We start from the raw sequence: 21,636 nt of genomic DNA on the forward strand, positions 1-21,636 counted from the left end.
TGTAAACTAAAAAAGCCTATAAGAAAGGGGCTATTCTTGAAAAAGAAACCTAATTAACATACTACAAAAATGTAAATAAAATCCTATTTAATACACAGGATAAAATTACTAAAAATAAAACCTTTTTACGCTATTTTTTTTCTTGTTATCAACAGGATGTTAACAATGTGGTTGCTCTATTTTATCATATTTTTTTTAGCTTTGGTATGTTTTTGAGTTATGTGATGAAAAGTCTAATAATAGTTCACCATAACACGTAAGTATATAGTATCTTTGTAGCCTTAAATTAAAAACAATGAGCAATATTGTAGCTGTAGTAGGTCGTCCGAATGTAGGGAAATCGACATTTTTTAATCGTCTAATAAAGAGGCGAGAAGCTATTGTTGATGCTGTAAGTGGTGTCACAAGAGATCGTCATTACGGTAAAACAGATTGGAATGGAAAGGAGTTTTCTTTAATAGACACTGGCGGATATGTTGTTGGTAGTGATGATGTTTTTGAAGCTGAAATAGATAAACAGGTAGAATTAGCCATAGATGAAGCTGATGCCATAATTTTTATGGTCGATGTGGAATCTGGAGTAACTGGTATGGATGAAGATGTAGCTCAGTTATTACGCAAAGTCAAAAAACCTGTTTTCTTAGTCGTTAATAAAGTTGATAATAACAAGCGTTTAGAGGATGCTGTTGAATTTTATTCCCTTGGTTTGGGTGATTATTATGCCATTGCAAGTATTAATGGAAGTGGTACTGGTGATTTATTAGATGCTGTTGTAGAGGCTTTACCAGAAAAGGAAGAGATTGAAGGAGACGAGTTACCAAGATTTGCAGTGGTTGGAAGACCTAACGCAGGAAAATCGTCATTTATTAATGCACTTATTGGTGAGGATCGTTATATCGTTACAGATATTGCTGGTACAACAAGAGATTCTATAGACACTAAATATAATCGTTTTGGATTTGAATTTAACCTAGTTGATACTGCAGGTATACGACGTAAAACGAAAGTTAAAGATGATTTAGAATTTTATTCTGTAATGCGTAGTGTTAGAGCGATAGAGCACTGTGACGTATGTCTTTTAGTGTTAGATGCTACACGTGGCTTTGATGGACAAGTCCAAAATATATTTTGGTTAGCCGAACGCAATAGAAAAGGTATTGTGATTCTTGTTAATAAATGGGATTTAGTTGATAAAGACACCAAAACAGCTAAGGAGTTTGAGCAACACATTAGAAAACAAATTGCTCCTTTTACAGATGTGCCAATCGTTTTTATATCTGTGCTTAATAAGCAACGTATTTTTAAAGCTATTGAAACCGCTGTTGAGGTTTATAAAAACAGAACAAAACGAATTAAAACGAGCGTTCTTAATGAGGCCTTGCTGCCAATTATAGAGCATCAGCCACCTCCAGCAAATAAAGGTAAGTTTGTAAAAATTAAATACATTATGCAGTTGCCAACACCACAACCGCAATTCGCATTTTTCTGTAATTTACCACAATATGTTAAAGATCCGTATAGACGATTTTTGGAAAATAAATTAAGAGAACAATTTGATTTTAATGGTGTGCCAATAAGCGTGTATATGAGAAAAAAATAGTAGCTTTAACTTTTATGAAAGTACAAAAGCGCTTTATTCTTATTTTAGGTCTTTGGCTATACGCTGTCTACGGATTTACTCAAAATATGCCGCCTGAAATAACGGTTTCGGGAGGGCAGATATATTGTCCACAAACACAAATGCCAATTGTAACTTCTGTATCTATTTCAGATCCCGATCCTGGCGATACAACTTTACCAGAGATTTATGTGCAAATATCCGAAGGGTATCAATATGGATTTGATACCTTAGAATTAATTGGAGTAAATCCTAATATCACATCATCTTGGAATGCATCTGAAGGGCTTTTAACACTTTCCGGACCAGCGACATTTGATGAATTTAGTAATGCGGTTGAAAATATTGTGTTTCAAACCACTCAAACATCATTCACTCAAGATAAGCAGTTTTCAATCAATTTAGGAGACGCCAATTATTTACCAAGCACAGGGCACTATTATTTTTATGTGTCTAGCCCAGGAATAACATGGACGGAAGCAAAAGATGCAGCAGCAGCACAAACATTTTATGGTCTTCAAGGCTATTTAGCAACTTTAACCTCAGAAGAAGAATCTCAATTAGCTGGCGAGCAAAGTGCAGGTACAGGTTGGATTGGTGGTTCAGATCGGCAAAATGAAGGCATCTGGATTTGGGAGACTGGACCAGAAGCAGGACAGGTGTTTTGGCAAGGTACTTCAAACGGATATGCTCCTAATAATATGTATACCTTTTGGAACGATTATGAGCCTAATAATTTTAATGAAGAACATTATGCACATATTACAGATCCTTCTGTAGGCGTATTAGGTTCATGGAACGATTTGGGAAATACAGGTGCGTTAAATCCTGATGATCCTTATCACCCACAAGGGTATATTGTAGAATATGGTGGTATGTCTAATGAACCAGAAATTAGACTGTCTGCAAGTAGCACGCTTATTATGCCTAGAGTTTCAAGTAATGATATCACTGTCTGTGGAACAGGCACATTTAATTTATATGCTGATGCTTCAACTCCAGAGGTACGTTGGTTTAACACTTCAACGTCTACAACTCCTATTCACGAAGAATCTATTTACGAGGTGCAAATTAATACCACAACAACCTATTGGCTGCAACCTGTTGTGCTTGGTTGTACAACAAATATAGAAAGGTATCCTATAACTGTGACTATTAATGATATTCCTAGTGTTAATGATATTACCATTTGGCAATGCGAAGATGACATTATGGATGGGCTTTCTAATTTTAATCTTGGTGCTTTTAATGATGTCATTGTAAATGGTGATTTAACTGATATTGAAGTTCAATTTTATGAATCAATGGATTTTTCAATCCCTATTGATGAAGATAATTACACAAATACTGTCAATAATCAAGTGGTGTATGCTCAGGTTTTAGACGTCAGCACAAATTGTAGTGCTGTTGCCGAACTTACGCTTTCTGTTAATACTAATATTTCAAATTATGCTTATTTAACAGCCTGTGATGATTTGGAGGAGACAGGCTTGGCTAGCTTCGATTTATTAGAAGCAGAAGACCAAATTTTAAATGCCTTGTCACCAGATGTAAATGTTTTGGGCTATTTTGAAACCTATAGTGACGCATTACTTCAGGAAAATCAATTGAATACCAATTTTACTAACAGCGAGGCCTATAATCAAATTATTTACGCAAGGTTAGAGCAAAATGGAAGTTGTTACAGTATTACAGAGGTTGAGTTAAATGTTGAGCCTATTCCTAATTTACGCGAAGATGAAACCTTATATTATTGTTTAAATAGTTTTCCAGATACTATAACTTTGGAAGGAGGAATCGTAGACGATACTCCTAATAACTTTTATTATCATTGGTCTACAGGTGAAACCACAATGACTATTGAAGTTAATGCACCAGGTGTATATACTGTTGAAGTTACAAAACCTTTAGGCTGTACTAACATACGAACTATTACAGTATTGCCTTCGGAGACAGCAGCTTTTGAGACTGTTGAAATTGTAGATATATCTGAAAATAATTCAGTTTCTGTATTGGTGTCTGGCCAAGGAGACTATGTCTTTGCTCTCGATGATGAAAATGGAGCTTATCAATCTTCCAATACTTTTGAAAATGTTTCAGCAGGACTTCACTCAGTATATGTAAAGGATTTAAAAGGAGATTGTGGAATAGTGTCCCAAACGATTTCAGTTTTAGGTTTTCCTAAATTTTTTACGCCCAATGGAGATACTGTTAATGATACTTGGCAGATTAAAGGGTTTTCTTCAGATATAGCAGATACGGTTTATATTGAGATATTTAATCGTTATGGTAAACTTGTGGCTGTAGTAAATTCTACAAACCACAAATGGGATGGAACGAGTAATGGTAAAGTACTACCAACAGACGATTATTGGTTTGTTGCCGAGTTTATAGATGGCCGAACAGTTACAGGTCATTTTACGCTGAAACGCTAATTTTATAATAATTTTAAGAAATTTCATACGATTTCTAGTTTTCTTGCGTTTTTAAATTGCTAATTATCAATCAATCAATCAACCGCTCAATATGAAAAAACTCACCTTAGTTTTTGCACTCTTATGTGCATTACAATCATTCTCTCAAGAAAAATCATTCGAAATCATAGGAACTTTAAAAGCTGAGGATACCGACTTACCTTTAGAGTCTGCAACGGTTTACCTAGAACGTGTTAAAGACAGTTCTGTTGTCACTTATACCATTACTGATAAGAACGGGAATTTTAAAATTGAAAATTCAACTTATGATAAGAGTCTTAATTTCTACGTGTCTTATGTAGGCTATAAAACGTATTATAAAGAAATTAAAATAGATAAGGAGAGGATTGATCTAAGTACCATCGTAATGCCTTTAGATAATCAGTTGGGCGAAGTTTTAGTAAAGTCTACAGCTCCAATTACGATTAAAAAGGACACATTAGAGTTTAACGTTAAATCGTTTAAAACTAAAAAAGATGCCAATGTTGAAGATTTATTGAAGCAATTACCAGGAGTCGAAGTAGATGAAGAAGGTAATATTACTGTGAATGGTAAAAGCGTGAATAAAATTTTAGTGAATGGTAAACCTTTTTTTGGAGACGATCCTACCATTACAACAAAGAATTTAACTAAAGATATTATTGAAAAAATTCAGGTTGTAGATACTAAAACCAAGTCTGAAGCTTTTACAGGTGAGGAAGGTGATAAAGAAAATAAAACGATAAATCTTACCATTAAAGAAGAAAACAATAAAGGAGTTTTTGGACGGGTTTCAGCAGGAGCAGGAACCGACGAACGTTACGAATTTGCAGGTATGGTCAACTTATTTGATAACGATAGAAGAGTAAGTGTGCTTGCCGGAGGAAACAATACCAATTCTCCAGGATTTAGTTTTGGTGAAATTTCTAAAATGTTTGGAAATAGCGGAGGTGTCATGTTCAATAGTAACGGTTCGTTTTCTATAGGTGGACGTTCTTTTGGAGGAGGAGAAGGGATTACAACATCTCAAAATGCAGGTGTTAATTATGCAGATGTTATAGGAGAAAAAACAGATGTAGCCGCAGATTATTTTTTCTCATCAAGCAATTCTGAAAACGAAACGTCAACTGAACGCGAAACGATTTTATCTGATTCTCGATACTTTACCAATTCAGATTCTAAATCTGATAACGATACGGATAACCATTCGTTTAATTTAGAATTTGCCATTGAAACAGACTCAACCTTTCAAATTAATATTGAACCGTCTTTTGGGTATACGAAATCAAGGACCGTTTTTAATAGTTTTGAGGAAACTTTAGACGAAGACTTTGTGTTAACCAACCAATCTAACGTCAACTCTAATGTAGAGAGTTATGTAAAACGTTTTTCTAATGAAATAGCTATAACTAAACGATTAGGAAATCGAGGTGCTTTTATTAAAACCGAGTTAGAAACGAGTATTAATCAGCAAGAAAGCGATGACTTTTTAAATTCTAACACGGAGGTTTTTGGTACCAATTCAGAAATTATAGATAGAAATCAATTTACAGATGGTGAAAAAAATAGTTATGGTGTGTCTGCAAAATTATCTTATAGACTGCCAATTATAACTAAGAAGTTATTTTTGAATTTAGAGTATGAATACGCTAGAGATAAAGATAATGACAGAGAAAGCACCTTTGATTTTAGTGATGGATCTCAGGGTTTTACAGATTTTAATTCGGATTTAAGTACAGATTTTCAATATACCGATTATAGAAGTATTCCGTCTGTTGGGTTATCTTATAGAGGCGAAAAACTATCTACAAGTTTCGATATTGGATACAATATTAGAACCCTAAAAAATGAAGATTTATTGCGCCCACAATACAATGTAAAGCGCGATTTTGAAAATATAGAAGCTAATTCTTATATCAGCTATAAGTTTAGTCCCAAGTCTTCTATTTATGCCAATTACTGGCTAGAAAATAGACCTCCAGGATTAAGGCAATTACAAGCTTATGAAGATGTTTCCAATCCACTGCAAACTGTGATTGGTAATCCTAATTTAGAGCCTTCAAATAATCATAGCTTTTACTTAGGGTATAATGCCTTTGATTGGCAAAAAGGTACCGGCTTTTATGTGGGAGCTAATGCTAGTGTTGTCAATAATCAAGTGGTAGCTAAAACTACTGTAGACGAAGAAACCCTTAAACGAACCACAACTTATGTGAATGTTGATGGTAATTATAATATAGGTTCTTGGTTAAATTACAATAAAGATATTAAGCTCGATACCTTACGAACAATTAAGTTGAAGTTACGAGCAAGTTATAATACGTTTAAAAGTATTAATTTTAATAACGATGTAAAATACGCTAGCAAGTCGGATAGAATTTCACCAAGATTAGGTATCGATTTTATATGGGATAAGGTATTAGAATTTAAACCATATTATCAGTTAAGCTTTACTAATACTGCCTATGATATTGAGGCTTTTGACGACCGTGAATTTACAAGTCATAATGCTGGAGTAAGAACAGCCACTTTTTTGCCTAAAAACTTTGAGTGGCGAAATGACGTAAACTTTAATTATAATCCTAATGTTGCCGATGGTTTTCAGAAAAGTGCTTGGTTTTGGAATTCAACTTTGGCCTATAGCTTACTAAACGATAAAGCCGTTATTACACTAAAAGTATACGATTTATTAAATCAAAATACTAATGCAAGACGCATTGCGACACAAGATTATATTGAAGATAAACAGAGTACTGTTTTACGACAATATTTTATGCTCAGCTTAAGTTATAAATTTAATAGCTTAGGAAGTAAAGGTGAATCTAATGATGGTGGTGTAATTTTCTTTGATTAATCCCAAAGAAAAATTAATGAGTCTAAAGCTTTATCAACACCTTTATAATAGTTTTTATTTTTAAATTGAGGAATCATTATACGGTCTATTACAGCTTTACACTCCGTATCAGAAATGGTTTGTGCTGTTCTAATACCTGTTGAAATCGCTAAGTTTCTATCGTATTTTGAAATGGTTATTAATAAGCCGTTATTCTTTTCTTTGGTGCCTACTCCCCAGTTATTAGCAACTTCAGTTCCATACTTTTGAATAGAGGTATGCTTAGGTAACGAATCTATGGTAAGAACAGCGATTTGGTTGGTGGTTCTTTCTTCATAATGAAGAATTTTTTTAATTAAAGAATCTGTTTCTGCTTCTGAAAATAGATGTGATAAATCGACAACATGTTGTTGAGATTGATTTAAAGGAATTGAAGTTATTTTTATAGGATATTCTTGTGGGTTTTCTTTACAGCTTAAACCTAGATAAAAGAATAAAATGTATAAAAGGTGCTTAAATCTCATATATAAAGATTTTTGAAATAAATTTTACCAACCTCCAGAAGCACCTCCACCACCAAAGCTTCCGCCTCCAAAGCCTCCACCGAAACCTCCTCCTCCGAAGCCACCACCAGAGCTACCTCCAAAGCCACCACCAAAGCCTCCCGAAGAGTTGCCTCTAGAGTAACTGCCGCGTCCCATATTGCTTAAAATTATAGCTTCAAGAATACTTCTGCTATCAGAACGGTTGCCACCATTACCACCATGTCCTCCTCCGCCTCGCGTTTTAGAGAGCGCAATAATAAAAATAATGAATACGATGAATAAGAATACAATGACTTCAAAAGGAAACTGACCTTGTGCTGTCTGTCGTGTACCCTGATATTCTCCAGTCATAACTTCAAAAATGACATCTGTGGCACGATTTAAACCTCCGTAATAATCATTGCGTTTAAAATAGGGGATAATATCATTATTAATGATACGTTTGCTAAGAGCATCCGTCAATAAGTGTTCAACTCCTTTACCGGTGCTGATGTTTATTTTTCTGTCATCTCTAGCAAGTAAAATAAATATGCCATTGTCTTTATCGTCTTGGCCAATGCCCCATGCTTCTCCCCATTGTGCTCCTAAGTAATTAATATACTCTCCATTTGTTGAGCTTATAATAGCTATAACAATTTGGGTAGAAGTAGAGTCTGAATAGCGAATAAGCTTTTGTTCTAAACTGCTTTTTTCAGACGGAGATAATAACTTAATTTCATCATCATAAACACTTGTTTGAAACTTGGGTTTCTCTGGAATATTATATTGCGCTAACCCAATTAAAGGTGTTGCCAAAAAGAGTGTTATTAAAATCCTAAACACGATGTGTTTTATATTTTGCATTATCCTTTAGAAATTGTGTTGTCTAATTCGTCTTTGTCATTCTGCTGCCAAGGAAAGTGTTTAGACAACGCTTGGCCAGCTTCGGTTATACCATCAATGATGCCTTGTTTAAAATTTCCAGATTTAAATTGAGAGGCAATTTTATCGCGTGTAGTGTTCCAAAAATCAGCACCAACGATGTTGTTAATCCCTTGATCTCCTAAGATTACAAATGTTTTATTATCTACAGCCACATAAATAAGTACTCCATTGCGCTGTGCAGTATTATCCATTTTTAAAAAATGAAAAACTTCTAAGGCATGTTCGTAGACATCACTTTCGCAATGTTGTTCTATATGTATCCGAATTTCGCCAGAAGTTTTGCCTTCAGCACGTCTAATAGCTTCAACAATTTCTGCTTCTTCATTAGTTGTTAAGAACTGTTCAATATGTGGCATCCTTAAATGGTATTAAAAGTCGAAATTTATATCTGGCGCATTTTCGCTACCTGCATCTGCCTTATAGCGAGGCATTTCTTCAAAACCAAACCATCCTGCTAATAGTGATCCTGGAAACTTTGAGGTATGAATGTCGTAAATATTTACCTTTTCGTTAAATCGGTCTCTGGCAATATTGATACGGTTTTCGGTGCCTTCTAATTGACTTTGCAATTCAAGAAAATTTTGATTGGCTTTCAATTCTGGGTAACGCTCCACAGAAACCAAAAGTTTTGATAAAGCTCCGCTTAAACCCGATTGTGCTTGTTGGAATTGAGCCATATTTTCAGCTGTTAAATTGCTGGCATCAATATTTGTTGAGGTCGCTTTAGCACGTGCTTCAATAACATCTGTTAAAGTTGATTTTTCAAAATCAGCAGCCCCTTGCACGGTTTTTACTAAATTACCAATAAGATCATTTCTTCGCTGATAAGAACTTTCAACGTTAGACCATGCGGTTTTAGCATTTGCTTCATATTCCACAGCGGTATTATTAAATCCTACAGCCCAATTATAGATTCCGAATCCAATGATAGCAATAACAATTACAGGAATTAGCCATTTTTTCATAATAGTTAGTTTTAAAGTTGTGTTTTGATTTTGTTAAGTTGTGCTTTTATACTTTCGAGTTTTTCTATAATTTCAAATTTCTCTAAAGCTTGTTTTTTTTCTTCTTTAAGATGAATTTTTGCGCCTTCTAAAGTAAACCCTCTTTCTTTTACTAAGTGGTAAATAAACTTTAAATTTTTAATGTCTTCAGGTGTAAATTTCCGATTCCCTTTTGCATTTTTCTTTGGCTTTAAAACATCAAATTCCTTTTCCCAAAATCGAATTAATGAGGCATTGACCTTAAAGGCTTTGGCAACTTCGCCAATACCGTAGTAGCGTTTTTCTGGTAAATCTATATGCATCTTAATCTAGAGATTGGTTTTCTAATGATGCTTTCTTAAGCAATATATCATATTCTTCTGCAGATAGATTACCGTAATAAAAATTGATAGGATTTATACGTTCTCCGTCTTTAAAAACTTCGTAATGTAAATGCGGAGCTTCAGAACGTCCTGTACTACCCACAAAGCCAATTAAATCTCCACGCTTTACGCGCTGATTTACTTTTACATTATATTTATATAAGTGAGCGTACAATGAAATATAACCATAACCATGATCTATCCTTATATGGTTACCATAACCTGTAGATCTGCTATCTGCGCGTTTAATAACACCATCGCCCGAGGCATAAATTGGTGTGCCACGAGGTGCGGTGAAATCCATTCCGTAATGAAATTTTCTCACCTTAGTAAATGGATCTGTGCGGTAACCGTAACCAGATGCCATACGGGTCATGTTTTCATTGCTAATAGGTTGTATTGCTGGTATGGCTTCTAAAAATTTCTCTTTATCTTCTGCTAATTTGGCAATCTCATCTAAAGATTTGGATTGTACAACAATCGCTTTTTCTAAAATATCTAAGCGTTTATTGCTTTCTGCGATTAATTTACTGTTGTCAAACCCTTCGTATTGTTTATAACGGTTAATTCCTCCAAATCCTGCTCGTCGTTGCTCGGTTGGGATTGGGTTGGCTTCAAAATACAGTCGGTAAATAGCATTGTCGCGTTCTTCAACATTCTCTAGCGCAGCAATGGCATCGTCCATACGTTTATTTAATAATTCGTATTGCAGTTCCATGTTTTGCAATTCTCTTGCCATTTTTCGCTCTTTGGGCGACTCAATATATTGACTTGCAATAAAAACAGTTAAAAAGGCAAATAGTGCAGCGGCTGTTAAAAATAGAGCTACATATTTAAAAGTTGTCGATTTCTTTCGCTTTATTTTGCGATAAGAAAGCGTTTCAGAATCATAATAATATTTTACTTTAGCCATGTTTGAATTTATGCTATTTTTGCAGCAAATAAGCCCACAAAGTAAGTGGCTTATATTAGCGTAACGTTCAAACCTACAAAAATAATATTACATTATATTTTAATGTCTTTAAATTTGCGGGTTCACGATCACCAAAATCTAAATTACAAGATTGGTGAGTAAAGATAAAAAAATGTTTTGCATTTGCGCTAATTTAATAACACAAGCTCTAATTTAAATATATGAAGTCTCAAGACATACGATCTAAATTTTTGAAATTCTTTGAAGGAAAAAAACACCTTATCGTTCCTTCTGCTCCAATGGTATTAAAAGACGATCCTACGTTAATGTTTGTAAATGCAGGAATGGCGCCTTTTAAAGAATACTTTTTAGGTAATGCAGAACCAAAAAGAAACCGCATTACCGATTCTCAGAAATGTTTACGTGTATCTGGTAAACACAACGATTTAGAAGAAGTAGGCTACGATACCTACCATCACACATTATTTGAGATGTTAGGGAACTGGAGTTTTGGAGATTATTTTAAAAAAGAAGCTATTGCTTGGGCTTGGGAGTTGCTCACCGAAGTTTATGGTATTGATAAAGATATTCTTTACGTTACTGTTTTTGAAGGTAGCAAGGATGATGATAACTTAGAAATGGATGCCGAAGCTTACGATATTTGGAAACAATACATTTCTGAAGATCGTATCTTAAAAGGGAATAAAAAGGATAATTTCTGGGAAATGGGAGACCAAGGCCCTTGTGGACCTTGTAGCGAAATTCATGTCGATATTCGTTCGGCTGAAGAAAAAGCGAAGGTTGATGGGAAATCCTTAGTAAATATGGATCATCCGCAAGTGGTAGAAATCTGGAATTTGGTCTTTATGCAATACAACCGTAAAGCTAATGGGTCTCTAGAAGCATTGCCTAATAAGCATATTGATACGGGAATGGGCTTTGAGCGCTTGTGTATGGTTTTACAAGGAGTACAGTCTAATTACGATACCGATGTTTTTACTCCAATTATTCGTGAAATTGAGACCATAACCGATAAAAAATATGGTACTAACGAGAAGGTAGATGTGGCTATTCGGGTCATTTCAGACCATGTAAGAGCCGTGGCCTTTTCCATAGCAGATGGTCAGTTGCCAAGTAATACAGGTGCTGGTTATGTTATTCGAAGAATTTTACGAAGAGCTGTACGTTATGGATTTACGTTTTTAGATAAAAAAGAACCTTTCATTTATCGCTTGGTGGATGTACTAAGTAAAAAAATGGGTGAGGCTTTTCCTGAATTACGCTCACAAAAAGTATTAATAGAAAACGTTATTAAAGAGGAGGAATCATCTTTTTTAAGAACTTTAGATCAAGGACTGGTATTATTAAATGGAATTGTTGAAGAAACTCAAGGAGACACCGTTTCAGGTGAAAAAGCATTTGAATTGTATGATACTTATGGTTTTCCTATTGACTTAACCGCATTAATTTTATCTGAAAAGAACCTAAAATTAGACGAAAAAGGCTTTAAAGCTCATTTACAAAAACAGAAGGACAGGTCGCGTTCAGCAAGTGAAACATCTACGGAAGATTGGGTAGTTTTATTTGAAGATGATGTTCAGGAGTTTATAGGATACGATACGCAAGAAGCAAATGTGAAAATTGCGAGGTACAGAAAAGTGACTTCAAAAAAAGAAGGAGAAATGTATCAATTGGTGTTTAACCTAACACCGTTTTATCCTGAAGGTGGAGGTCAAGTTGGAGATAAAGGATTCTTACAAGACGAACATGGAGATGTTGTTTACATTTTAGATACTAAAAAGGAAAACAATGTAATAATTCATTTGGTAAAAGAATTGCCAGAGCATATTAGCGAGAGTTTTAAAGCCGTTGTAAGTAGTGAGCACAGAGTATTATCATCGAGTAATCATAGTGCTACACATTTATTACACCAGGCGTTACGTACAATTTTAGGAGAGCATGTTGAACAAAAAGGGTCATTGGTAAAACCGCAATCTTTACGTTTTGATTTTTCTCACTTTTCTAAAGTAACTCTAGAACAATTACACGAAATTGAAGATTTTGTAAATGCACGAATAGAAGGTAAATTACCATTAGAGGAACAGCGAAATGTTCCTATGGAAAAAGCAATTGAAGAGGGAGCCATGGCCTTATTTGGTGAAAAGTATGGAGATACGGTTAGGACGATTCGTTTTGGACAGTCTGTAGAATTGTGTGGAGGTATTCATGTAAAAAATACAGCCGATATTTGGCATTTTAAAATTATATCTGAAGGGGCTGTTGCTTCAGGGATTAGACGTATCGAAGCGATAACTAATCAGGCTGCTAAAGATTATTATACCCAGAACAATCAGGCTTATCTTGAAATGAAAGGGTTGCTAAATAATGCAAAAGAACCTGTAAAAGCAATAGAACAACTGCAGGAAGAAAATAACAATTTAAAAAAGCAAATTGAAAATCTTTTAAAGGATAAAGCGAAAAATATTAAAGGTGAACTTAAAAACGAGCTTACAGAAATTAATGGGATTCAATTTTTAGCTAAAAAATTAGATTTAGATGCTTCTGGAATAAAAGATGTTTGTTTTGAACTGGGAAGTCAGTTTGAAAATTTATTCTTGTTATTTGGAGCAGAAAAAGATGGTAAAGCTATTCTGTCTTGCTATATCTCTAAGGAATTAGTAGCGAATAAAGGATTGAATGCAGGTAACATTGTAAGAGCATTAGGGAAGCATATCCAAGGTGGAGGTGGTGGTCAACCCTTCTTTGCAACTGCAGGAGGAAAAAATCCGGCAGGCATAGAAGCTGCTTTAGAAGCTGCTAAAGAGTATTTATAAAGGGATTTATAGGACTTTAATGTCTTTTTAATTGGGTTTAGTCAGGCAAGTTCTTCTCGTAGTTTTCTGCGAAATTATGTATTGCAGAACATGTTAAAATCTTAATATAATTGTAATATATAGCTAATGAAACTTCAAACTCAAATACCAATAAAAGCACAGCAGTATGACGCCATAGATTATGATTCTAAATTATTGTTGCTAGGGTCATGTTTCTCAGAACATATTGGAGAGAAGTTTAAGTATTTTAAGTTTCAAACGGCAGTTAATCCTTTTGGTATTTTATTTCACCCTTTAGCTATTGAAAACAGTATTACACGTTCTATAAATAAGGATTATTATACGGCGGATGAATTGTGTTATCATAACGAGCAGTGGAGTAGTTTAGAAGTGCACTCGCGTTTAAATCAAACCTCGAGTCATCAACTATTAGAAACGCTAAATGCTCAGATTGATGAGATGTATAAGCAACTACTAAACGCAAGTCATGTTATTATAACCCTAGGAACAAGCTGGGTTTATAGACATATTGAATCGGATACAATTGTTGCAAATTGCCAAAAATTACCTCAAAAAAAGTTTTTAAAAGAGTTGTTGACGGTTGATGAAATATCAGCTTCGCTTCAATCTGTGGTAAGCTTAATTAGAAATCTCAACCCAAAAGTGGTGTTTCTGTTTACCGTGTCTCCAGTAAGACACCTTAAAGATGGTTTTGTGGAGAATACTTTAAGTAAAGCACATTTGTTATCTGCGGTTCACGAGTTGATTGATCCAAGAAAACAGATTTACTATGTGCCATCGTATGAAATTATGATGGATGAGCTACGAGATTATCGTTTTTATACAACTGATATGATTCATCCAAATACTCTTGCTATAGAGTATATTTGGGATAAATTTAAAGCGATGTGGATATCTTCTAAGGCATTGAAGACTTTAGAAGCTGTGACTTCCATTCAAAATAAAAAAGCACACCGTCCCTTCAATCCTAATTCAGAAGCACATCAAAACTTTCTTAAAAAGTTAGACTTGGAAATAGAAGAACTTCGTTTAAAATATCCTCATATTTACTTTCAGTAAAGGCATTTATTTTAATAGTGAAATTAAAAATATACGATATTCATCGTATGGTATAGTGTTGTCTTATAGTAGAAATTTGTGGTTCTATTAACCAATAAATTTTTACCAATGAGAAAATTAAAGCAAAGCATACTCAGTGTTACAATCATAACAGTTATGATGTTCCTGTCCTGTTCTAGTAGTGATGATGGCGGTAATGGTGGTGATGCTCCTACAGGGACGCTTGTCGCTAAAGTAGATGGAGCAAGTTACCAATCGATGGAAATTTCTTCTTCTGCAACGATAGCCAGTACGCCAACGGGCCAAAGTCTTCTAATAGTAGCCTCCAACAGTGATGGTAATGCATTCTCTTTTACCATTTTTGGCTATGACGGTGTTGGCACCTATGATTTTGATGGCTCTGTTCTCTCTGCAGTTAATGTGGGTTCGTATACTGAAACAGCCGTTAATTTAAGTAACCCGGCTAATTCTACAACCGAGATTTGGCAGGCTCCTTATGAAAACTCTTATGTAGGTAGTCTCAGTGTCTCAGAAGAAACCGACACCCATCTAAAAGGTACTTTTGAGTTTACTTGCAAAAACTTAAATGGCGATCAGTCGGTTAAAACCATTTCAGATGGTGAGTTTAATTTAGGCATTCAAAACAATTAAGCGCAATTCTATGAAAGCACAATTTAAATACATCTGTAATATCGTGTGGGTTTCCCTTATTATAGCTATGCATCCCATGAACGCGCAACAATCAATTGGGCCAGAGCACCGCTACGAGTTGGGGTCTAAAATAAATGAAATGACATTGACACTTGGTGGTATACTTGTTGTAGCTACTAATGATGGTCTTGTGGGTATAAAACCTTCAGAAGAACACCCTGTTTTTACTTTCAATAATTTTGGAAGGTTAAAACCAGAAGAAACGGAATTTATTCCAGGCTCACCTTACGTCATAGTTTCTCAAGGTGCCGGATCTAAATTGGCAGGTATCGCTAAAACAAAACGTGCTGTCATAGACTATGTCAGTGGTCGTGTTATTTTTAATTCGGAAGCGGATCAATGGAATCAAGTATATACCTGTAATGTCATTTTACCGCAGAATAAACTTATCATAAGTGGTATTCAAAAAGTAGGAGATAAATTTGAAAAAATGACTCCTAAAGTTGCGGTATATGACTTGTCTAGTTCAACTTTAGACTATAGTTTCTTTTTAGATAAACCGGGTAGAGTAGGCATGGCTAAAGACTTTAGTGTTACCGGAACACCATTGCTGTTAAAAGAGTTTTTAATTATTCCAACGGCACAAGGTTTAATCGCAAAATCTCATGATGGAAAGGAACTATGGACTGCCAAAATAAAAAATGTTAGTAAGATGATAGCTGATGCTTCAGAAAATGAAATTTACGGTTTTGAGGCAGTAAACGCAGGTAAAAATACGCGGATTCATAAAATTGATAAGAATGGTAAAGCGCTGTGGGATGATGACAGAAAAATAAAAGGTACAGTTTCTAAATTTGAAATACTGCCTCAAGGGTTAGCTGTAGTAAGTAATAAAAGTAGTGGTGGAGATACTAGTGTTTTTGCAACAAAGGATGAATCTGAAATAGCTTTTTTAAGTGCAGCATCGGGTGAAGATTTGTGGGATAAAGCACCTAAAACCAAAGGGTACGTACAGCATTTTTATGTTATGGAAGACGGTATTTTATTTGGGATACAATCTGGTGGGATTAACAAAATTTCATTTGATGGGAACCCGTTGTTTAAGAAACCTTTAAAAACGGGAGAAAATATCTTAATCATGGCACATTCTCCACAAGGCCTTATATACATTACCTGTGAGGATGCTAATATCGTGAATTTAGCTACTGGCGAATCAGTATGGAAAAAGCCATTAAAATATAAAAACTCGGCTTCAGTAGCTTCTACTTTTGATACTGAGAATGATCGGTATTTAATAGCAGCAGCTAATAAAATTTATGCTATTGATGCTAATTCTGGAGATGTGTCGGAATTGACACAAATAAAATTTGAAGAAAAAGAAGCCGCAAATACAATTGATATACGTGACGATAATATCTTTTTAGCAGCCTCTCAGAATATGATGCTTTTAGGCAAAGAAGGCAAAGAAATTTATCATAGTTATCATAAAGCTCCAGGGAAAAGTGGTTTTATGAAAGTCGTAGGTGGTGTTGTGGCTGCTGCGTCTTTAGTGGCTACTGCTTCTACAGCCTTAGCTGCTGGTGCTAATAATAATGGCATTGGTACCAATAACCTACGTAATTATAACGATTATGGTAAGGAAGCTAAACGTGCTTCAGAAATGTTTGCGTCTATCAGTGATGCGTCTTTTAAAATGATGTCCCAACGTTTTAAAGCGACTTCTGCAACCAAAGATGCACAGTTTATTTTAACTAAAATTGGCAAAAATGTTGGTTTAGTAAAAGTGAATAAGGATACAGGTAACATAGAAAAAGAGATTATTTTAAATAATAAAAAACCAGAATATAAGGTCGACGATTATGGAGGGTATTTGTTTTACCAAGCTACTGACAAATCAATTTTCACATATAATTTAAACGAATAGAAGATGTAATACTATAGACAGACAAAGCGTAATATTATCCATTACGCTTTATCTTTTTATGACTTTGTTTATCGAAAAAAAGTGTAGCACGATAAATAAATGTTATATTTCATTAGTAATATGTTAAAATATAGCTTATTAAGGTCAGTATTGGGTTGTGATACTATTACACAAAACTTCTATTATATGAATAAAATTATTGGATTTCTAGTTTTGGGTTTATTTACAAATATTGTTTGGTCTCAAAATTTAGATAGTTTACTTCTTAACGCAAAACAAAACCCTAACGATTCTATTAAGATACGACTGTATAATAAAGTGGCTTTTAGTTATATTTTCAATGAACCTAGTAAAGCCATAGAAATTATAAGAGAAGGTAAAGCGCTTGCTAATACTGCTAAATTCAATTTTGGACTCACAGAACTTATAAATACGCAAGGTATCTATATGGATGTGACAGGGCAGTCAGATTCGGCTAAATATTATTTTGAAAAAGCCCTGCAGTTAAGTCGGCAGCATAAGTTTCAAAATATCGAATCTATGTGTGTTAACAACTTAGGGATGTTTAATTGGAACCGAGGTAATTACGATACAGCGTTAGATTATTTTTTTCAATCTTATCGCATAGATGTGTCTCGTAACAATGAAAAGTCTACCGGTGCGGCTCTCAATAATATTGGTTTAATTTACCAAGAGATGAATCTTAGTGAGAAAGCCTTAGAGTATCATAAAAAAGCTTTAGCTGTTAGAGAGAAATATAAATTAGAAAACGATCAAATAGCGTCTTTAAATAATATAGGAATAAATCTTAAGGATTTAGGGCGAACAAAGGAAGCTATTGTTTACTTCAAACAAGGCATAGCATTGACAAAGAAAACAAATAATTTAATAGATTATTATAGGCTTTTAGATAATCTGGCCAATGCGTATTACATACAAAACAACCATGAGTTAGCTTTAAAAACATATTTAAAAGCTTTAGATAGAGCAAGTCATTTTAAAGCAGATGAGAAGAGTTTATTATCTATTTATAATAATATTGCTAGTCTCTACAATGAAAAGAATAAACCTAAGCTAGCCCTAAATTATATAGAAAGAGGCTTTGCGCTTACTGATACCTATCCCGATATAAAATTGGTAGCAGCCGATTTGTATTTAACTAGTGCAGAAAGCCATTATATGCTAGACGATTTTGAAAAAGCAAGACATTTAAAATCTGAATATATCGTCTTAAAAGATTCTATTTTCTCAGAAGTTAATGCGGAAAAAATAGCAGACTTAGAAATAAAATACGAAACTGAAAAAAAAGAAACAGAAATTTTATTACAACGTGCAAAAATTGCAGAGCGTGATTTATTAATTCAAAAACGGAATTATCAATTATGGAGTCTCATAGGCTTTGCTGTTTTACTTAGTATTGTTGGCGGGCTGTTTTACAATCAGCAAAAAATAAAAAATGCACAGCTGCAAAAAGAGAATGAACTTAAAGACGCTTTATTAAAAATAGAAACTCAGAATAAGTTGCAAGAACAGCGCTTAAGAATTAGCAGAGATTTACACGATAATATAGGGGCGCAACTCACGTTTATAATTTCTTCTATTGACAATTTGAAATTTGTTTTTGATATAAAAAATCCTAATCTAAATAATAAATTAACGGCTATTAGTGATTTTGCATCCGATACCATTTATGAATTACGAGATACTATTTGGGCTCTTAATAAAACTGAAATTTCATTAGATGATCTTCAGGTGCGTATTTCTAACTTTATCGATAAAGCTAATCTTGCCTCTCAAAATATTCTATTTAATTTTAAGGTGAACGAATTGGTAGATACAAATCATGTTTTTACTTCTACCGATGGTATGAATATTTACAGAATTACTCAAGAAGCTATTAATAATGCTTTAAAGTATGCAGAAGCCAATAGAATAACAGTGTCAATTTCTCAAAAAGAGTCCCGGTTTATTATAAAAATAATTGATGATGGCATAGGTTTTATGGTCTCTCAGGTAACCTTAGGAAATGGATTGCGTAATATGAAAAAACGCGCACAAGATATTGGTGGTGATGTAAAGATAGCATCAGAATTACAGAAAGGTACGGAGGTAACCTTATATTTATAAGGTGCGTAAATGAAGATTTATTTGGGTTTATACAGAATATCTGATTTGAATCGTAGCGAATCGAGTTAAGTTCAATTTAAAAAAGGTGGGCATAAACTTAAAAACTAACAATTTGTTGATCTAAGAATAAAAAGAGGTTGACAAGTGATAACTAAAAAGCAAAAGATTTGAAAATAAAAATAGCAATAGTAGATGATAATTCGTTTTTAATTAAAACCGTTGAAGAAAAGTTGTCGTTTTTTGACGATTTAAATGTAAAGTTCAGTGCCTTAGATGGATCTGATTTATTAGAACAACTAAAACGCAACCATAATCTCGATTTAATTTTAATGGATATAGAAATGCCAGTGCTAAATGGTATTGAAACTACAGAGATAGTCAAACAAAAATACCCTCATATAAAAATTATAATGCTCACTGTTTTTGATAATGACGAACATATTTTTAATGCCATAAAAGCTGGTGCGGATGGTTATTTGCTAAAAGAAATTAATGCAAGAGATTTACATTCAGGAATTTTAGAAACCTTAAATGGTGGTGCTGCTATGAATCCTTCAATTGCTCTAAAGACTTTAAAATTATTAAGAAAACCATTTGTGTCTACAAATTCAACAGATATAGAGGCCATAAAACTTACCGAGCGTGAAATTGATGTCTTAGAGCAATTAAGCAAAGGCTTAAGTTATAATGCTATTGCAGATAACCTTATTCTTTCTACGGGCACTATTAGAAAACATATTGAAAATATATACCGAAAGCTTCAAGTTCACAATAAATTAGAAGCCGTACAAAAAGCGAGGCGAAACAATATTATATAACCCTAACACTTTCCGGAACCAAAACGGTATAATCACCATTGTTTCTAATCACATCGCGTACTATCGATGATGAGATAAAAGACGTTTTAGAAGCGGTGAGTAAAAAGACAGTTTCAATTTTAGAGAGTTTTCGATTGGTATGCGCAATGGCTTTTTCAAATTCAAAGTCCGCAGGATTTCTTAAGCCTCTTAATATAAATTCGGCATCAATTTCTTTACAAAAATCAATTGTTAAGCCTTTGTAAGTCACAACTTTTACTTTAGATTCGTGTTTAAAGGCGTCTTCAATAAACTTTTTTCTTTGGTCTAGAGAAAACATATATTTTTTTTCGGCATTGATACCAATAGCCACAACCACTTCATCAAACAATTTAATACCACGTTTTATAATATCGAAATGGCCATTTGTTATAGGGTCAAATGATCCAGGAAATAGTGCTCGTTTCATTACAGTAATTTTGTAGTTTCCACGCTAAATAGTGGATACTTGTATGAGTTTCAAATATAATTATTATTTATTCAAAGCTTCTTCAATAGCGTTCCCAAATAAGTCTTCTAGGCTAATATTGGCTTCTTCTGCTTGTTGTGGTAAAATACTTTCTTTGGTTAAACCTGGTACAGTATTTACTTCTAATAAATATGGTTCGTCATTTTTAAAAATAAATTCACTTCGCGAAAATCCTTTCATTTTTAAAATTTCGAAAATCCTTTTAGCTTCTAATCTTACTTTATTAGCATACTCTTCAGATATACGAGCTGGAGTAATTTCTTGCGATTGTCCTAGATATTTAGCTTCATAATCAAAAAAATCATTTTCTGAAACAATTTCGGTAATAGGTAACACAAGAGTTTCACCTTTATATGAAATAACACCTACGGAAACTTCAACACCATCTAAAAATTGTTCAATAATAATTTCGTTATCTTCTTTAAAGGATTTTTCTACTGCAGCTTTCAAATCTTCTTTTTTATAGACTTTTGAGATTCCAAAACTGCTTCCTGCCTTATTTGCTTTAACAAAACATGGTAGTCCCACTTTAGCGATTATGTCTTCTTCATTAAGAGGGTCACCAAGATTAAGGTGGTAACTTTCTGCTGTTTTAATGCCATAAGGTTTTAAAGTGGCTAATAAATCGCGTTTATTAAACGTTAATGCTGCTTGGTACATAGAACAGCTTGTTTGTGGCATCTTTAACAATTCAAAATAGCCTTGCATATAACCATCCTCTCCTGGAGAACCATGGATAGCATTAAAAACGCAATCAAATTGTATTTTAGTTTCATTTACTACAACTGAGAAATCGTTTTTATCAATTGGGAATTCTTCATCATTATCATTAACAAATACCCATTTGTTTTCAAAAATATGTATACGATAAGCATTATAGCTATCTTTATTAAGTGTGTTGTAAACTACATCGCCACTCAAAAGGGAAATCTTGTATTCGCTAGAATAGCCTCCCATTATAATTGCAATATTTTTCTTCATCTATTAGGCCCAAAAATTGGGTGTCTTTTAAGTTTAAAAAGCCGTAGCGTAAAAGTATCAT

17 protein-coding genes are annotated in these 21,636 nt (G+C 33.9%); 9 read left to right on the forward strand and 8 right to left on the reverse strand.

From position 1 onward, the window contains the following. Positions 1–295: 295 nt before the first annotated feature. From der to C8N41_RS09235, 3 genes are all read left to right on the forward strand, one after another. Positions 296–1,600: a ribosome biogenesis GTPase Der gene (der, locus tag C8N41_RS09225; protein ID WP_092446881.1), complete on the forward strand. Its 1,305-nt coding sequence runs from the start codon at positions 296–298 to the stop codon at positions 1,598–1,600. Positions 1,601–1,614: 14 nt separating this feature from the next. Beyond that, on the forward strand, positions 1,615–4,053 hold the full coding sequence (locus C8N41_RS09230; protein WP_115839063.1) for a T9SS type B sorting domain-containing protein: 2,439 nt from the start codon (positions 1,615–1,617) through the stop codon (positions 4,051–4,053). 91 nt (positions 4,054–4,144) lie between these two features. Then, on the forward strand, positions 4,145–6,925 hold the full coding sequence (locus C8N41_RS09235) for an outer membrane beta-barrel protein (RefSeq protein WP_115839064.1): 2,781 nt from the start codon (positions 4,145–4,147) through the stop codon (positions 6,923–6,925). On the opposite strand, the gene C8N41_RS09240 is transcribed toward C8N41_RS09235, so the two are convergent. The 6 genes from C8N41_RS09240 to C8N41_RS09265 are packed head-to-tail and all read right to left on the reverse strand — an operon-like array spanning position 6,922 to position 10,652. Next, entirely contained in the window at positions 6,922–7,428 is a 507-nt protein-coding gene (locus C8N41_RS09240; RefSeq protein WP_115839065.1) for a TPM domain-containing protein, read from the reverse strand. The genes C8N41_RS09235 and C8N41_RS09240 overlap by 4 nt on opposite strands. A gap of 24 nt (positions 7,429–7,452) precedes the next feature. After that, complete coding sequence (locus tag C8N41_RS09245) at positions 7,453–8,292, reverse strand: TPM domain-containing protein (RefSeq protein ID WP_092446885.1); 840 nt, start codon at positions 8,290–8,292, stop codon at positions 7,453–7,455. Next, positions 8,292–8,729 carry a TPM domain-containing protein gene (locus C8N41_RS09250; RefSeq protein WP_092446886.1) on the reverse strand — a complete coding sequence of 146 codons (438 nt, stop codon included), beginning with the start codon at positions 8,727–8,729 and terminating at the stop codon, positions 8,292–8,294. The genes C8N41_RS09245 and C8N41_RS09250 overlap by 1 nt, the downstream gene beginning before the upstream one ends. A 12-nt stretch (positions 8,730–8,741) precedes the next feature. Next, positions 8,742–9,338: a LemA family protein gene (locus C8N41_RS09255; protein WP_115839066.1), complete on the reverse strand. Its 597-nt coding sequence runs from the start codon at positions 9,336–9,338 to the stop codon at positions 8,742–8,744. Between the two features lie 11 nt (positions 9,339–9,349). Further along, a complete protein-coding gene (locus tag C8N41_RS09260; RefSeq protein ID WP_115839067.1) occupies positions 9,350–9,679 on the reverse strand; it encodes a MerR family transcriptional regulator in 330 nt (109 codons plus the stop codon). Between the two features lies 1 nt (position 9,680). Then, the gene (locus C8N41_RS09265; RefSeq protein ID WP_092446889.1) at positions 9,681–10,652 is read right to left on the reverse strand and encodes a M23 family metallopeptidase; all 972 of its coding nucleotides are present in this window, start codon (positions 10,650–10,652) and stop codon (positions 9,681–9,683) included. A 221-nt stretch (positions 10,653–10,873) separates the two neighbouring features. On the opposite strand from C8N41_RS09265, the gene alaS reads away from it, so the two are divergent. From alaS to C8N41_RS09295, 6 genes are all read left to right on the forward strand, one after another. Next, entirely contained in the window at positions 10,874–13,486 is a 2,613-nt protein-coding gene (gene alaS, locus C8N41_RS09270) for an alanine--tRNA ligase (protein ID WP_115839068.1), read from the forward strand. A 126-nt stretch (positions 13,487–13,612) separates the two neighbouring features. Then, entirely contained in the window at positions 13,613–14,566 is a 954-nt protein-coding gene (locus C8N41_RS09275) for a GSCFA domain-containing protein (RefSeq protein WP_115839069.1), read from the forward strand. A 108-nt stretch (positions 14,567–14,674) separates the two neighbouring features. Next, positions 14,675–15,217: a DUF6252 family protein gene (locus C8N41_RS09280; protein ID WP_092446892.1), complete on the forward strand. Its 543-nt coding sequence runs from the start codon at positions 14,675–14,677 to the stop codon at positions 15,215–15,217. 10 nt (positions 15,218–15,227) lie between these two features. Then, a complete protein-coding gene (locus C8N41_RS09285; RefSeq protein ID WP_115839070.1) occupies positions 15,228–17,141 on the forward strand; it encodes an outer membrane protein assembly factor BamB family protein in 1,914 nt (637 codons plus the stop codon). Positions 17,142–17,327: 186 nt separating this feature from the next. After that, on the forward strand, positions 17,328–19,268 hold the full coding sequence (locus C8N41_RS09290) for a tetratricopeptide repeat-containing sensor histidine kinase (protein ID WP_170137109.1): 1,941 nt from the start codon (positions 17,328–17,330) through the stop codon (positions 19,266–19,268). A 167-nt stretch (positions 19,269–19,435) separates the two neighbouring features. Further along, a complete protein-coding gene (locus C8N41_RS09295; RefSeq protein WP_115839072.1) occupies positions 19,436–20,086 on the forward strand; it encodes a response regulator in 651 nt (216 codons plus the stop codon). Here C8N41_RS09295 and coaD read toward each other — a convergent pair. Further along, entirely contained in the window at positions 20,079–20,534 is a 456-nt protein-coding gene (coaD, locus tag C8N41_RS09300; protein ID WP_092446896.1) for a pantetheine-phosphate adenylyltransferase, read from the reverse strand. The genes C8N41_RS09295 and coaD overlap by 8 nt on opposite strands. A gap of 63 nt (positions 20,535–20,597) precedes the next feature. After that, positions 20,598–21,575, reverse strand: coding sequence for a D-alanine--D-alanine ligase (locus C8N41_RS09305; protein ID WP_092446897.1), 978 nt, complete (start codon positions 21,573–21,575; stop codon positions 20,598–20,600). Between the last annotated feature and the right edge of the window lie 61 nt (positions 21,576–21,636).

This window comes from Winogradskyella sediminis (assembly GCF_003387355.1).
Classification (GTDB): Bacteria; Bacteroidota; Bacteroidia; order Flavobacteriales; family Flavobacteriaceae; genus Winogradskyella; species Winogradskyella sediminis.